The sequence below is a fragment of the Cupriavidus sp. IK-TO18 genome (genome assembly GCF_015549295.1).
GTDB classification, from domain to species: Bacteria; Pseudomonadota; Gammaproteobacteria; order Burkholderiales; family Burkholderiaceae; genus Cupriavidus; species Cupriavidus oxalaticus_A.
The window spans coordinates 80,267-93,084 of record NZ_JADGMP010000045.1; the positions used below are offsets into that span (position 1 = coordinate 80,267).

The 12,818-nt window shown below is 68.0% G+C and carries 11 protein-coding genes; 5 read left to right on the forward strand and 6 right to left on the reverse strand.

The features are described from left to right. Positions 1-35 precede the first annotated feature (35 nt). A complete protein-coding gene (locus tag IPF36_RS31000; protein WP_133092242.1) occupies positions 36-884 on the forward strand; it encodes a SirB1 family protein in 849 nt (282 codons plus the stop codon). A 28-nt stretch (positions 885-912) separates the two neighbouring features. Here the strand turns inward: IPF36_RS31000 and IPF36_RS31005 are convergent, their stop codons facing one another. Then, positions 913-1,566, reverse strand: coding sequence for a VTT domain-containing protein (locus IPF36_RS31005; RefSeq protein ID WP_133092380.1), 654 nt, complete (start codon positions 1,564-1,566; stop codon positions 913-915). 162 nt (positions 1,567-1,728) lie between these two features. On the opposite strand from IPF36_RS31005, the gene mutL reads away from it, so the two are divergent. The 4 genes from mutL to IPF36_RS31025 all read left to right on the forward strand — a co-directional run bounded on the left by mutL (position 1,729) and on the right by IPF36_RS31025 (position 6,143). After that, positions 1,729-3,729: a DNA mismatch repair endonuclease MutL gene (gene mutL, locus IPF36_RS31010; protein ID WP_195431929.1), complete on the forward strand. Its 2,001-nt coding sequence runs from the start codon at positions 1,729-1,731 to the stop codon at positions 3,727-3,729. 31 nt (positions 3,730-3,760) lie between these two features. Beyond that, positions 3,761-4,729, forward strand: coding sequence for a tRNA (adenosine(37)-N6)-dimethylallyltransferase MiaA (gene miaA / locus IPF36_RS31015; RefSeq protein WP_135705881.1), 969 nt, complete (start codon positions 3,761-3,763; stop codon positions 4,727-4,729). 56 nt (positions 4,730-4,785) lie between these two features. After that, positions 4,786-5,289: a GNAT family N-acetyltransferase gene (locus IPF36_RS31020; RefSeq protein WP_135705882.1), complete on the forward strand. Its 504-nt coding sequence runs from the start codon at positions 4,786-4,788 to the stop codon at positions 5,287-5,289. Between the two features lie 110 nt (positions 5,290-5,399). Continuing rightward, the gene (locus tag IPF36_RS31025) at positions 5,400-6,143 is read left to right on the forward strand and encodes a GntR family transcriptional regulator (RefSeq protein WP_135705883.1); all 744 of its coding nucleotides are present in this window, start codon (positions 5,400-5,402) and stop codon (positions 6,141-6,143) included. A gap of 55 nt (positions 6,144-6,198) precedes the next feature. Here the strand turns inward: IPF36_RS31025 and IPF36_RS31030 are convergent, their stop codons facing one another. The 5 genes from IPF36_RS31030 to purM form a co-directional block, all read right to left on the reverse strand. Next, the gene (locus tag IPF36_RS31030; protein WP_133092247.1) at positions 6,199-6,942 is read right to left on the reverse strand and encodes an aspartate/glutamate racemase family protein; all 744 of its coding nucleotides are present in this window, start codon (positions 6,940-6,942) and stop codon (positions 6,199-6,201) included. Between the two features lie 17 nt (positions 6,943-6,959). Then, positions 6,960-8,354: an amidase gene (locus IPF36_RS31035; RefSeq protein ID WP_195431930.1), complete on the reverse strand. Its 1,395-nt coding sequence runs from the start codon at positions 8,352-8,354 to the stop codon at positions 6,960-6,962. Positions 8,355-8,394: 40 nt separating this feature from the next. Continuing rightward, positions 8,395-9,831, reverse strand: coding sequence for a dihydropyrimidinase (gene hydA, locus IPF36_RS31040; RefSeq protein WP_195431931.1), 1,437 nt, complete (start codon positions 9,829-9,831; stop codon positions 8,395-8,397). 55 nt (positions 9,832-9,886) lie between these two features. Further along, positions 9,887-11,215 (reverse strand): MFS transporter, encoded by a 1,329-nt coding sequence (locus IPF36_RS31045; RefSeq protein ID WP_133092250.1) that lies wholly within the window; start codon positions 11,213-11,215, stop codon positions 9,887-9,889. A gap of 333 nt (positions 11,216-11,548) precedes the next feature. Further along, the gene (purM, locus tag IPF36_RS31050) at positions 11,549-12,601 is read right to left on the reverse strand and encodes a phosphoribosylformylglycinamidine cyclo-ligase (RefSeq protein WP_133092251.1); all 1,053 of its coding nucleotides are present in this window, start codon (positions 12,599-12,601) and stop codon (positions 11,549-11,551) included. Positions 12,602-12,818: the final 217 nt, after the last annotated feature.

A 12,818-nucleotide genomic window follows, 5' to 3' on the forward strand; every position in this document is an offset into this window, starting at 1 on the left:
GCGCGCGGCGCCCCTGGCGGCACCGGGAATCCGATATGACATCCACCAAAGTCCTGGATTACTTCGCCAGCCTCGTGGCTGACGAAAACGGCATCCCGCTGACCGAGACCGCACTGTCCATCGCGCAGGATGCCTATCCGGACCTGGACCTGCAGGCCGAGCTGGCCGCACTGGACGTGCTGGCGCTGCGCCTGAAGCGCCGGATCGCCGAAGGCACGCCGGCAATCCAGCGGCTGCGGCTGCTGAATCATTTCTTCTATCGCGACCTTGGCTTTGGCCCGAACGCCAACGACTACTACGATCCGGACAACTCGTACCTGAACGTGGTGGTGCGGCAGCGGCGCGGCATCCCCATCTCGCTGGCGGTGCTGTTCATGGAACTGGGCCAACAGATCGGCCTGCCCCTCAAGGGGGTGTCGTTCCCCAACCATTTCCTGTTGCGCATGACCATCCCGGCGGGCGAGGTGATCCTGGACCCGCTGACCGGCGAAACGCTCTCGAAGGAGCAGTTGCAGGAAATGCTGGATCCGTACCTGGAGCGCGAAGGCATCACCGATTCCGGGCAGGTGCCGCTGGGCCTGTTCCTGCGCGCGGCCAGCCATCGCGAGATCGTCGCGCGCATGCTGCGCAACCTGAAGGCGATCTACCTGCAGGAGTCACGCTGGCAGCGGCTGCTGGCGGTGCAGAACCGCCTGGTGATCCTGCTGCCGGGTTCGATCGAGGAAGTGCGCGACCGCGGGCTGGCGTATGCCAACCTGGAGTGCTTCCGACCGGCGCTGGCCGACCTGGAAGCCTATGTGCAGGCACGCCCCGATGCCGCCGATATCGGCCAGATCCGCGAGCGCATGCCGGCACTGCGCATGATGAGCCGCAGCCTCAACTGACGGGGCTGCGTCAGATATTACAGGCGCTTCAGCGCTCCACGCGCGAGGGCCGGCGGCGATTGCCGCGCACCAGCTTCCACAGTCCGCCCAGCACCAGCGGCACCACCGCCGCGCCGATCCCCGCCAGCACGATCAGGTTCAGGTACTGCTTGATGAACGGCAGGTTGCCGAAGAAGTAACCGGCAAAGACCAGCCCGACCACCCAGGCAAGCGCGCCCAGCACGTTGAACATCTGGAAGCGCGCGAAGGTCATCTGCGACACGCCGGCGACGAACGGCGCAAAGGTGCGCACGATCGGCACGAAACGCGCCATCACCAGGGTCTTGCCGCCATGCCGCTCGTAGAAATCATGGGTGCGGCGCAGCGCATCCTGGTCCAGGAAGCGCCACTGGTGGTCGAACACCTTGGGCCCGATCCAGCTGCCCACCCAGTAGTTGACGGTATTGCCAGTGACGGCCGCCACCAGCAGCAGGCCCACCAGCGCCCATTCGTTCATGGCGCCGGTAGCGCAGAAGGCGCCGGCGATAAACAGTAGCGAGTCGCCCGGCAGGAACGGCAGGACCACCAGCCCGGTTTCGGCGAACACGATCAGGAACAGGATGGCATAGACCCAGTGGCCATACTGGTCGATGACGGTGCCGAGGTATTTGTCGACATGGACCAGCATGTCGATGAGCTGCAAAGCGAATTCCAAGTCGTTCCCCGATATGGTTTGGTTGACTGCACAAGTCCACGCGGCGCGTGCCGCCCTGGCATGAATCATACAAGAGCCGGCGTGCCCTTCCGCCACTTGTCGCGGGCCGGTGGCGCCGACTCTGCGTGGACGGCCACGTATAATCGCCGGATGCCCGATTCCGCCAGCCAGAGCCCCGTTCGCACCACCCTTCGCGCCACCCTTCGCACCTCCCAGCTGCCGCGTCCGATCCGTCCGCTGCCGGACCAGCTCATCAGCCAGATCGCCGCCGGCGAAGTGGTGGAGCGCCCGGCGTCGGTGGTCAAGGAGCTGCTGGAAAACGCGCTGGACGCCGGTGCCACGCAGCTGGGCATCCGGCTGGAAGAAGGCGGCGTGCGGCGCATCGTCATCTCCGACAACGGCTGCGGCATCCCCGCCGCCGAGCTGCCGGTGGCGCTGATGCGCCACGCCACCAGCAAGATTGCGTCGCTCGACGAACTGGAATCGGTGCTGACGCTGGGCTTCCGCGGCGAGGCGCTGGCCTCGATCGCTTCCGTCTCCCAGCTTGCGCTGACCAGCCGCACCGCTGCCGACGCCCATGCCACGCAGGTCAGTGCCGATACCGGCACCGTGCAGCCGGCGTCTGGCGGAGTCGGCACCACGGTCGACGTGCAGCATCTCTACTTCAACACGCCGGCGCGCCGAAAGTTCCTGAAATCGGAGCAGACCGAACTCGGGCATTGCCTGGAGATGGTGCGCCGGGTGGCGCTGGCACGGCCGGACGTGGCCATCTCGGTCCACCACAACGGCAAGCCGCTGGAGCACTGGAACGCCGGCGACGTCGCCAACCGCACCGCGCAGGTGCTGGGCGCCGACTTCGCGCGGGCGCGGTTGCCGCTGGACGAACAGGCCGACACGCTGCACGTGTACGGCTTTGCCGGCCTGCCCACCGCGTCGCGGGGGCGGCCCGACCAGCAGTACTTCTTCGTCAACGGCCGCTTCGTGCGCGACAAGCTGCTCAACCACGCGGTGCGCAGCGCCTACCAGGACGTGCTGCACGGCGACCGTTTCCCGTCGTACGTGCTGTGCCTGGACCTGCCGCCGGAGATGGTCGACGTCAACGTGCACCCTTCCAAGATCGAAGTGCGCTTCCGCGAATCGCGCGCGGTGCACCAGTTCATCTATCACGCGGTGCAGCGCAGCCTGGCACGCCAGGCCGGCGAGAACGGCGACAGCCTGCATACCGATGAGGACGGCGAGATCCGGCTGCCGGCTGCGGCGCCTGCGGGCGCCCGACCGTCATTTGGCGGCGGCAGCGGCGGTGGTGGCAGCCAGTGGGTCAACTACTCCGCGGCGCGGCAGACCGAGCTCGGCATTGCGCAGCCGCGCCAGGCCTACCTCGGCATGGTGCGCGACGCGACCGCGCCGACGCCGCGCCCGTATGGCGCTCCAGGTGGCAATTTTCCCGGCGCTTCGGCGCAGCCGCCCGCCTGGCTGGCCGATGCGCAGGCCGCGCGCGCCGACGAGCCGCCGGGCCTGCTCGACCGCCTGCCGCCGGCCTCCGCCGACGCGGCAGACACCACCGACGACCACCCCCTCGGCTATGCCATCGCCCAGCTGCACGGCATCTATGTGCTGGCGCAGAATGCGCGCGGGCTGGTGCTGGTGGACATGCACGCCGCGCACGAACGCATCCTCTACGAGCAGATCAAGGCCGGCCTGGACGCGCGCGACCTGGCCGTGCAGCCGCTGCTGATCCCGGTCACGCTGCCCGCCAGCCCGGTGGAAATCGGCTCGGCAGAGGAGCACCAGGAAACGCTGGCGCTGCTCGGCTTCGACATCACGCCGGTATCGCCGACCACGCTGGCGGTGCGCGCGGTGCCCGCGCTGCTGCAACAGGCCGACGCCGAAGCGCTGGCGCGCGACGTGCTGCGCGACCTGCACGCCTACGGCGGCTCGCGCGTGCTGGCCGAGCGCCGCAACGAGCTGCTGGCCACGCTGGCCTGCCACAGCGCGGTGCGCGCCAACCGCAAGCTCACCGTCGAGGAAATGAACGCGCTGCTGCGCCAGATGGAGCAGACCGAGCGCGCCGACCAGTGCAACCACGGCCGCCCGACCTGGGTGCAACTGACCGTGACCGAGCTGGACCGCCTGTTCCTGCGCGGCCAGTAAGCGCCACCGCCTCTTTACGACTCTGCCGACGATGTCCGCCGTACCTGACGATTCCGCCACGCCTGCACCCGTGGTCTGCCTGCTCGGGCCCACCGCCTCGGGCAAGACCGCCGCCGCGCTGGCGCTGGCGGCCGATGCGCCGGTGGAGATCATCAGCCTGGACTCAGCGCTGGTGTACCGCGAAATGGACATCGGCACGGCCAAACCCACGCCCGCAGAACTGGCCGCGGCGCCGCACCACCTGATCGACATCATCGATCCGGTCGAGAGCTATTCCGCGGCGCAGTTCGTCACCGATGCCGGGCGGCTGATCGGCGAGATCCGCGCGCGCGGCAACGTACCGCTGATCGTGGGCGGCACCATGCTCTACTACAAGGCGCTGACGCAGGGGCTGAACGACTTGCCGCAGGCCGACCCCGCGGTGCGCGCCGAGCTGGACCAGCTCGCCGCCGAGCGCGGCTGGCCGGCGCTGCATGCGATGCTGGCGCAGGTCGACCCCGTCACCGCGGCGCGCCTGGCGCCCAACGATGCGCAGCGCATCCAGCGCGCGCTCGAAATCCACCGGCTTTCGGGCCAGCCGATGTCGGCGCTGCTGGCCCGCCAGGCCGAGGGCCGCACCTTTGCCGGTGCCGCAGACCAGCGCTACCGCGTGATCGCGCTCGAGCCCTCGGACCGGCTGGCGCTGCATGCGCGCATCGCGCAGCGCTACGACGCCATGCTGGCCAACGGCTTTATTGACGAAGTCCGCCGCCTGCGCACACGCGAGGACCTGCATCCGGGGCTGCCGTCGATCCGCTGCGTCGGCTACCGGCAGGTGTGGGAATACCTCGACGGCGAGTGCGATTTCGACACCATGCGCGAGCGCGGCATCGCTGCCACGCGCCAGCTGTGCAAGCGCCAGCTGACCTGGCTGCGCAGCACGCCGGAGCGGCTGGTGGTGGACTGCCTGGCGCCGGGCTATGTTGACGAGGTGCGCAAGCTGGCGGACTTTGGCCACTGACGGCAATGTGATGCACAGGCGATAATCGCGGATCCTGTTCTTGCCTACTCACGGACATGTCCAGATCCGCCTTCACCCTGCGCCCCGCCACCGCTGCCGACAGCGAAACCCTGTTCAACCTGATCCTGGCGCTGGCCGAATACGAAAAGCTGACGCATATCGTCGAAGCCACGCCGCAAAAGATCGAGGAAGCGCTGTTCGGCGCCACGCCGCACGCCGAAGCGGTGCTGGTTGAAGTTGACGCCAATGGCGCGCCCAAGGCGGTCGGCTTCGCCCTGTTCTTCCACAACTTCTCCACCTTCCTCGCCAAACCCGGCCTGTACCTGGAAGACCTTTACGTCGACCCGGCCTGGCGTGGCCACGGCCTGGGCAAGGCGTTGCTGCAGCACCTCGCCGCGCTGGCGGTCGAGCGTGGCTGCGGCCGCTTCGAGTGGTCGGTGCTGGACTGGAACCAGCCGTCGATCGACTTCTACCAGGCCATGGGCGCCGAAGTGCTGCCCGACTGGCGCATTTGCCGCGTCACCGGCGACGCGCTGGCCAGGCTGGGCAAGGCGAAGTAAATCCGCCGGCGCTGGCAACCGGTCCACCGCCGGTGTTATACACTTGATGGCAAGCCGCCATACAATGACGGCACCGAATGTCTTTTTCGGACCACCCGCGCCGACCCGCCATGCCACGAACCAGAACCGACCAGCCCGCGCCTGCCCTGGGCAATGCCAACGAAAACGATGCGGACAACGCGCGCGGTGCGTCGGTGGAGGAAATCGCCGACCGTATCCTGACCGCGATCTGGGAACACCGGCTGCCGCCCGGCACCAAGCTGGTCGAGGAAAAACTGGGCAGCGTATTCGGCGTCAGCCGCACCAAGGTGCGGCTCGCCTTCGGCAAGCTGGCCCATGAAGGCGTGCTGACGGTGCACCCGAACCGCGGCACCTTCGTGTCGAGCCCGAGCGTGGCCGAAGCCAGGCAGGTGCTGCATTCGCGCCGCCTGCTCGAACCGGCGCTGGTGCGCGACCTTGCCGGCGCGATCGATGCGGCCGGGCTGAAAGCGCTGCGCGCGACCACGCGCGAGGAAGCGCAGGCGCGCGACAGCAACGACCGGCGCGCCATCATCCGGCTGTCAGGCGAATTCCACTGCAGGCTGGCCGAGCTGACCGGCAACCAGTACCTGGGCAAGTACATGCGCGAGCTGTGCTCGCTGACATGCCTGATCATCGCGCTGTACGACGCGCCGGGCGTGCCGTCGTGCCCGCATCACGAGCATGACGATATCGTCGATGCGCTGGAAGCCGGCGATGGCGAGCGCGTGGCGCAGCTGATGGACGAGCACCTCGAGCATGTCGAGAGCACACTGCGGCTGGAATTGCCGGCTGAAGAGAAAGTGGACCTGGAAGCGGTGTTCGCCGCGGTGTAAGGCCGGCGTCATTCCCGCTGCGCGCGGAAATGACGCGGTGTTGGACAGACAGTGTTCAGCGGTGCTCGATGCGCGCCGCCAGCGCCTGCGCCAGGCCGATCGTCGGTTTGGCATCCGGACGCCGGAACGTGCCCGCGCTGGCCTTGCGCGGCTGCAACGCGACCAGCGCCTCGGCCTGCTTGACCGCGGCAGCCATCTGGTCGACCACCGGCACCGGGATGCGATCGCGCACGCGCGCGGCCAGGCCCGCCAGCGGCGCGCCGGCCAGGATCACCACGTCGGCCTCGTCTTCCACCACGGCGCGGTTGGCCAGTTCCACCAGCACCGCTTCCTTTTCTTCCTGCACGTCCGAGACCGAGGCAAAGCTGCCGTCGAGCATGCGGATGCCGGCCAGCCGGCCGCGCAGGCCGTGCATGTCCACGCATTCCTCGTACCAGGGGCCGAGGGCGCGCGCGAAAGTGACGATCGAAAAGCGCCGGCCCAGCATGCAGGCCGACAGCATGGCCGCCTCGGCCATGCCTACCACCGGCAGGTCGAACAGCTCGCGCGCGCCCATCAGGCCGGGATCGCCAAAGGCGGCGATGATCGCGGCGTCGAATTCCGTGTGGCGTTCCGCCAGCATCTCCAGCGCAATGGCGCCGCCGATCTGCGCCTCGGCGCGCGTGGCGATATACGGCACGCCACGGCTGGCGGTCAGCGGCACCAGCTCGGTGCCGGGCGATGCCACCGGCGTGGCCGCGGCCATCAGCCGCGCGGTGATGCCTTCGCTGGTATTGGGATTGAGGACAAGAATTCGCATATCTTTGTTATCCGTAGTTATCCGTTAGCGCCGGGCCGCGCCGCGAGCACGCGTTCGGCAAGCCTGGCCGCGGCCAGCACGGTGCGGTCGGCGCCGCGCGGGCCGGCGATCTGCAGGCCCACCGGCAGGCCGTCGCGGCCGCTGCCGCAAGGCACCGAGATCGCCGGTGCCAGCGCATGGTTGAAGAAAGGGGTGAAGACCGCATGGGCGCGCGGCTCGACGGCAACGCCGCCGATCCGTTCGGGCCCGAGCCGGTCGTTACGCCACGCCACGCACGGCGTGGTCGGGCACAGCAGCAAGTCGTAGCGGGTAAAGAACTCCGCCATGGCCAGCGCGATCTGGTGGCTGGCTTCGCGCGCACGCGCCACGTCGGCGCCGGTCCACGCCAGCCCGCGCTCGATCTGGCGCGCGACATCCGGATCGAATACATCGGGATCGCGGCGCCAGGCGTCGCCGTAGAGATTGGCCAGCCCCACGTGCTGCAGCGGCATCAGTGCTGCCTCGTCGGCGCCCCGGGGCCAGGCCGGGTCGGCCATCTCGATGCTCAGGCCTGCCGCCTGCAGCCGCGCCACTGCCTGCGCGCAGGCTTCGGCGACGTCATCGTCGACCGGCGTATCGAAGCCCAGCCGCGGGCTCAGCGCGATCCTGAGCGTATGCAGCGGGCGCTCTGCCGCCAGGCTGAAGCCCAGCGTATCCGGATCGCGTGCATCGGCGCCGGCCAGCGCCTCGAACATCAGCGCCGCATCGGACACGGTGCGCGTGATCGGCGCGATCACCTGGATGCCGTTGAAGGCGTGGGCAAAGCCGATCGAATCGGGAATCGCGCCATAGGACGGCTTGAAGCCGACCACGCCGGCATGTGCGGGCGGGCGCCGGCTGGAGCCGCCGCCGTCGGTGCCCAGCGCCAGCGGCGCCATGCCGGCAGCCACCGCCACCGCGCAGCCGCCGGACGACCCGCCGGCGGTCAGCGTGGCGTCGAGCGGATGGCGCGTCAGGCCGTAGACCTTGTTGGTGGTCAGGCCCTTGCAGGCGAACTCCGAGGTATTGCCCATGCCGAGCACGATCGCGCCGGCGCGGCGCAGGCGCTCGACCGCGATCGCATCGGCCGGCGCGATAAAGTCGCGGTACAGCTGCGAGCCCTGCGTGACGCGGCGGCCCTGGCTCCAGATCACGTCCTTGACGATCACCGGCACGCCCGCCAGCAGCGGGCGCTCGCCCTGCGCCAGCCGTGCGCGCAGCTGCGCCAGGTCGGCGTCGACCAGCTCCTGGCGTTGTTCGAAGACGGCGTTGAGCTGGTCGTTGCGCGCCGCGATGCGGGCCTGGAACGCGGCCACCACCTCGGCGGGATCGAGGCGGCCGGCGGCCACGCGCCCGGCGATGGTGGCGGCGTCCAGGCTGTTGGTCAGTTCCATATCGGCAGTGTCGGTCAGATCATCGAAAAAACCACCGCATTCACAGGCTGCCGCCCGAGGTGCGGTAGCGCGGCCGCGCCATCTCCGGCAGCGCGCACGGCAGGAACTCGCCATGGCCGGCCTCGGCGCGCACTTCGCCTTCATGCGCGATGACCTTGCCGCGCACCAGCGTGGTCACCGGCCAGCCGGTCACGCGCTGTCCTTCATACGGCGTGTAGTCGACGGCGTGGTGCAGGTCGGCATTGCGGATCTGCACTTCGCGCTTCGGATCCCACAGCACCAGGTCGGCGTCGGCGCCGATGGCGATGGTGCCCTTGCGCGGGTGCAGGCCGTACAGCTTGGCGGGATTGGTCGAGGTCAGCGCCACGAACTGGTTCACCGAGATGCGGCCGCCGTTGACGCCCGCCGAGAACAGCAGCGGCAGGCGCGTCTCGAGGCCCGGGATACCGTTGGGGATGTACTGGAACGGCACTTCCTTCCCGCCGGGCTTCTTGCCCTCGGGATCGTCGTAGCGGAACGGCGCGTGGTCGGACGAGAAGATGGTGAACAGGCCGTCGGCAAGCCCGTCCCAGATCACCTCCTGGTTGCCGCGGTCGCGCGGCGGCGGGCTGCAGACGCACTTGGCGCCGTGGTAGTCGGGCTGGTCCAGGTCGTCGGCGGTCAGGAACAGGTACTGCGGGCAGGTCTCGGCAAAGATCTTCATGCCGCGGTTGCGCGCCCAGCGGATCTGCTCCACCGCTTCCTTGCCGGAGACGTGGACGATCAGGATCGGCACATCGACCAGCTCGGAGAAGGTGATGGCGCGGTGCGTGGCCTCGCGCTCGATCGCCATCGGCCGGGCCAGCGCATGGAAGCGCGGCGCGGTGTTGCCAGCGGCCTCGAGCTTGTCGGTCAGCCACGCGATGCAGTCGGAATTCTCGGCATGCACCATCACCAGCGCGCCTTCCTGGCGCGCCACCGACAGCACCTCGAGGATCTCGCGGTCGTTAAGCTTGAGGTCGTCGTAGGTCATGTAGATCTTGAACGACGAATAGCCCTCGCGGATCAGCCCCGGCAGTTCGTCCTGCAACACGGCATGGGTCGGGTCGGCAACGATCAGGTGGAAGGCATAGTCGACCACCGACTTGCCGCCGGCGCGGCGATGGTAGTCGTCCACCGCCGCGCGCAGCGAATGGCCCTTCTCCTGCGCGGCGAAAGGGATCACGGTGGTAGTGCCGCCGCACGCGGCCGAGACCGAGCCGGTGCGGAAGTCGTCGGCCATCCTGAGGCCGTCCGGCATGGGCTGGTCCAGGTGGCAGTGCGCATCGACGCCGCCCGGCAGCACCAGCTTGCCGCTGGCGTCGATGACCTCCGTGGCTTCGCCCAGGTCAAGGCCGAGCTGCACGATCCGGCCGTCCCTGACGGCGATGTCGCATTGCATGGTGTCGCTGGCAGTCACCACGGTGCCGTTGCGGATGATCAGGTCAAACTGTTTCACGATGTTCGTCACGTAAGGAAAAGAAGGGGCGCGCCGGGCGCCCCCGAGGTTGTCTTCAACGGTCTGCGTCGGACAGGTGCATCCGCGCGGTTTCGCGTGCGGCGGCCGCGGCGACCGCGATCAGCGCGCACACCACCGCCAGGTAGATCGCCACCGGCGCGGTGCTGCCGAAGCGGTCGAGCAGGCCGATCGCGATCAGCGGGGCCAGCGCGCCGCCGAACACGCCGGCGAACTGGAAGCCAAGCGAGGCACCGGTGACGCGCACCCGGGTGGCGAACAGCTCGGGCAGGAACGAGGCCAGCGGCGAGAACATGAACGACACCAGCACCATGCCGACGAACGAGGCCAGCATAATCAGCGCAGGGCTGCCGGTCTTGACCATGGCAAAGAAGACAAAGGCCCACACCGCGCCGCCGATACCGCCGATCATCAGCACCGGGCGGCGCCCGATGCGGTCAGCCAGCAGCCCAGCGATCGGGATGAACAGGATCTGCGCCACCGCGCCCAGCAGCACGGCGTTAAGCGCGATGCTCTTGGGCAGGCCCAGCTTGGTCGGCACGAAGTACAGCAGGAACAGCGTGAACACATAGAAGGCGATGTCGCCGCCCAGCCGCGCGCCGAAGGCGATCAACAGCTGCTTCTTGTAGTTGCGCAGCACTTCCATGATGGGCGCGCGCGCTTCGGCATGCGATTCCTCCAGCTTCTCGAACATGCCGGATTCCCGCACGTTGGAGCGGATATAGAGCCCGACCCCGACCAGCAGCGCCGACAGCAGGAACGGCACGCGCCAGCCCCAGCTGAGGAAGGCTTCTTCGGACACCTGCCACGTCACCAGCGCAAAGATGCCGTTGGCCAGCAGCAAGCCGATCGGCGCCGCCAGCTGCACCAGGCTGCCGAGGATGCCGCGCCGCTTACCTTCGGGATCAAGCTCGTTGACCATGATCGCGGCCCCGCCCCACTCGCCGCCCAGCGCCAGGCCCTGCACCACGCGCAGCAGCACCAGCAGCAGCGGCGCCAGCGCGCCAGCCGCGGCATAGGTCGGCAGCAGGCCGATGCCGAAGGTGGCCAGGCCCATCATCAGCAGCGTGATGATCAGGATCGACTTGCGGCCCATCTTGTCGCCGAAGTGGCCGAAGATGGCCGCGCCCAGCGGCCGCGCCACGAATGCCACGCCATAGCTGGCGAAGGACAGCAGCGTCGCGGTCAGCGGATCGCTCTGCGGGAAGAACAGCTTGGGGAAGACCAGCGCCGCGGCCGATCCGTAGATGAAGTGGTCGTAGAACTCCAGCGTAGTGCCGGCCAGGCTGGCCCCGGCGACGCGCGCGACTGACTGTTTCTTGGCCGACGCGCCTTTTCCCGCGGCGTCGATGCTGACTGCTTGCATGGTGTTCCTCCAATGGTCCCTGGCCTGCCCGCTGCGCATCGGTCGCCGGTTGCGCGCGGGGTTGTCTCCGACGGGGCATGCATGCGCCTCGCCTTTGCTCAGTACATTAGGACATAAACCGCCATACAATCAAGCAAAATATTGTTTGTCAGATATGGTGCATATGCATGCTGGAATTTGGTGCAATGCACTAAAGCGATATCTGCCACAAATGGTGGCAGCGGGTTCGGGTAAACACCTAACCACCATATCCGCCAGGGCACGGACGAAAAAAAACGGCGCATGCCCGAAGGCAAGCGCCGTTTTCTGTATGTGTGAAACGCTGGGGTCGCGTCAGATCACGATGGTCTGGGCCTCGCCCTCGGCACGTTCGCGGATCTCACCAATCTCCCACACGGCTTCGCCGGCGGCCTGCAGGTGGCGGATGGCGCGTTCGGCGTCTTCCTTGGCCACGATCACCACCATGCCGATGCCGCAGTTGAAGACGCGGTGCATTTCGTCGTCGGCCACGCGGCCCTGCGCCTGCAGCCACTGGAACAGCGGCGGCAGGGCCCAGGCATCACGATGCAGCACGGCAGTCACGTTCTGCGCCAGCACGCGCGGCACGTTCTCGGTCAGGCCGCCGCCGGTGATGTGGGCCATGCCCTTGACCGGAAGGGTCTCGATCAGAGACAGCAGCGGCTTCACGTAGATGCGCGTCGGCGCCATGATGGCGTCCTGCAGGCGCTGGCCGTGGAAGTCGGCATTCAGGTCCGGCTTGGCCACCTCGATGATCTTGCGCACCAGCGAATAGCCGTTGGAATGCGCGCCCGACGACGCCAGGCCCAGCACCACGTCGCCCGGGGTGATGGTGCTGCCGTCGATGATCTTCTTCTTCTCGACCGCGCCGACGGCAAAGCCGGCCAGGTCGTATTCGCCGTCCGGGTACATGCTCGGCATTTCAGCGGTCTCGCCGCCGATCAGCGCGCAGCCGGCCAGTTCGCAGCCGCGGGCGATGCCCTGGATCACGGTGGCGGCGGTGTCGACGTCCAGCTTGCCGCAGGCGAAGTAGTCCAGGAAGAACAGCGGCTCGGCGCCCTGCACCAGGATGTCGTTGACGCTCATCGCGACCAGGTCCTGGCCGACGGTGTCGTGGCGGTTCAGCTGGAACGCCAGCTTGAGCTTGGTGCCCACGCCGTCGGTGCCCGACACCAGCACGGGCTCCTGGAATTTCTTCGACAGCTCGAACAGCGCACCGAACCCGCCGATGCCGGCCATCACGCCTTCGCGCATGGTGCGCTTGGCAAACGGCTTGATGCGGTCGACCAGCGCGTCGCCGGCATCGATGTCAACACCGGCGTCGCGGTAGGAAAGGCCGGCCTGGCCGTCGGTCGGGGATGCGCTCATGGGAACCTGCTTGTCCTGGAGGAATAAAGGGAGGAACTAAAGTGACAAATCCGGCGCTCGCGCAGTCGGGGCTTCCGTTGCAGCTTCCGCCGCTTGGCATCGGAAGGCGGGCGCGAGTCCAGTAGAATCGCAATTTTAACGGATAGAGGCCCCCGGCTTCCAGTTTCCGGCCAACTATGCCGAAAACCCGCCCTGCCGCCTCTTGCCCAGATTATTT

Coding starts and splice junctions, on each gene's coding strand:
- IPF36_RS31020 (WP_135705882.1), top strand. CDS start 4,786: ATGTCCAGATCCGCCTTCACCCTGCGCCCCGCCACCGCTGCCGACAGC.
- IPF36_RS31000 (WP_133092242.1), top strand. CDS start 36: ATGACATCCACCAAAGTCCTGGATTACTTCGCCAGCCTCGTGGCTGAC.
- IPF36_RS31030 (WP_133092247.1), bottom strand. CDS start 6,942: ATGCGAATTCTTGTCCTCAATCCCAATACCAGCGAAGGCATCACCGCG.
- purM (WP_133092251.1), bottom strand. CDS start 12,601: ATGAGCGCATCCCCGACCGACGGCCAGGCCGGCCTTTCCTACCGCGAC.
- miaA (WP_135705881.1), top strand. CDS start 3,761: ATGTCCGCCGTACCTGACGATTCCGCCACGCCTGCACCCGTGGTCTGC.
- IPF36_RS31025 (WP_135705883.1), top strand. CDS start 5,400: ATGCCACGAACCAGAACCGACCAGCCCGCGCCTGCCCTGGGCAATGCC.
- IPF36_RS31045 (WP_133092250.1), bottom strand. CDS start 11,215: ATGCAAGCAGTCAGCATCGACGCCGCGGGAAAAGGCGCGTCGGCCAAG.
- mutL (WP_195431929.1), top strand. CDS start 1,729: ATGCCCGATTCCGCCAGCCAGAGCCCCGTTCGCACCACCCTTCGCGCC.
- IPF36_RS31035 (WP_195431930.1), bottom strand. CDS start 8,354: ATGGAACTGACCAACAGCCTGGACGCCGCCACCATCGCCGGGCGCGTG.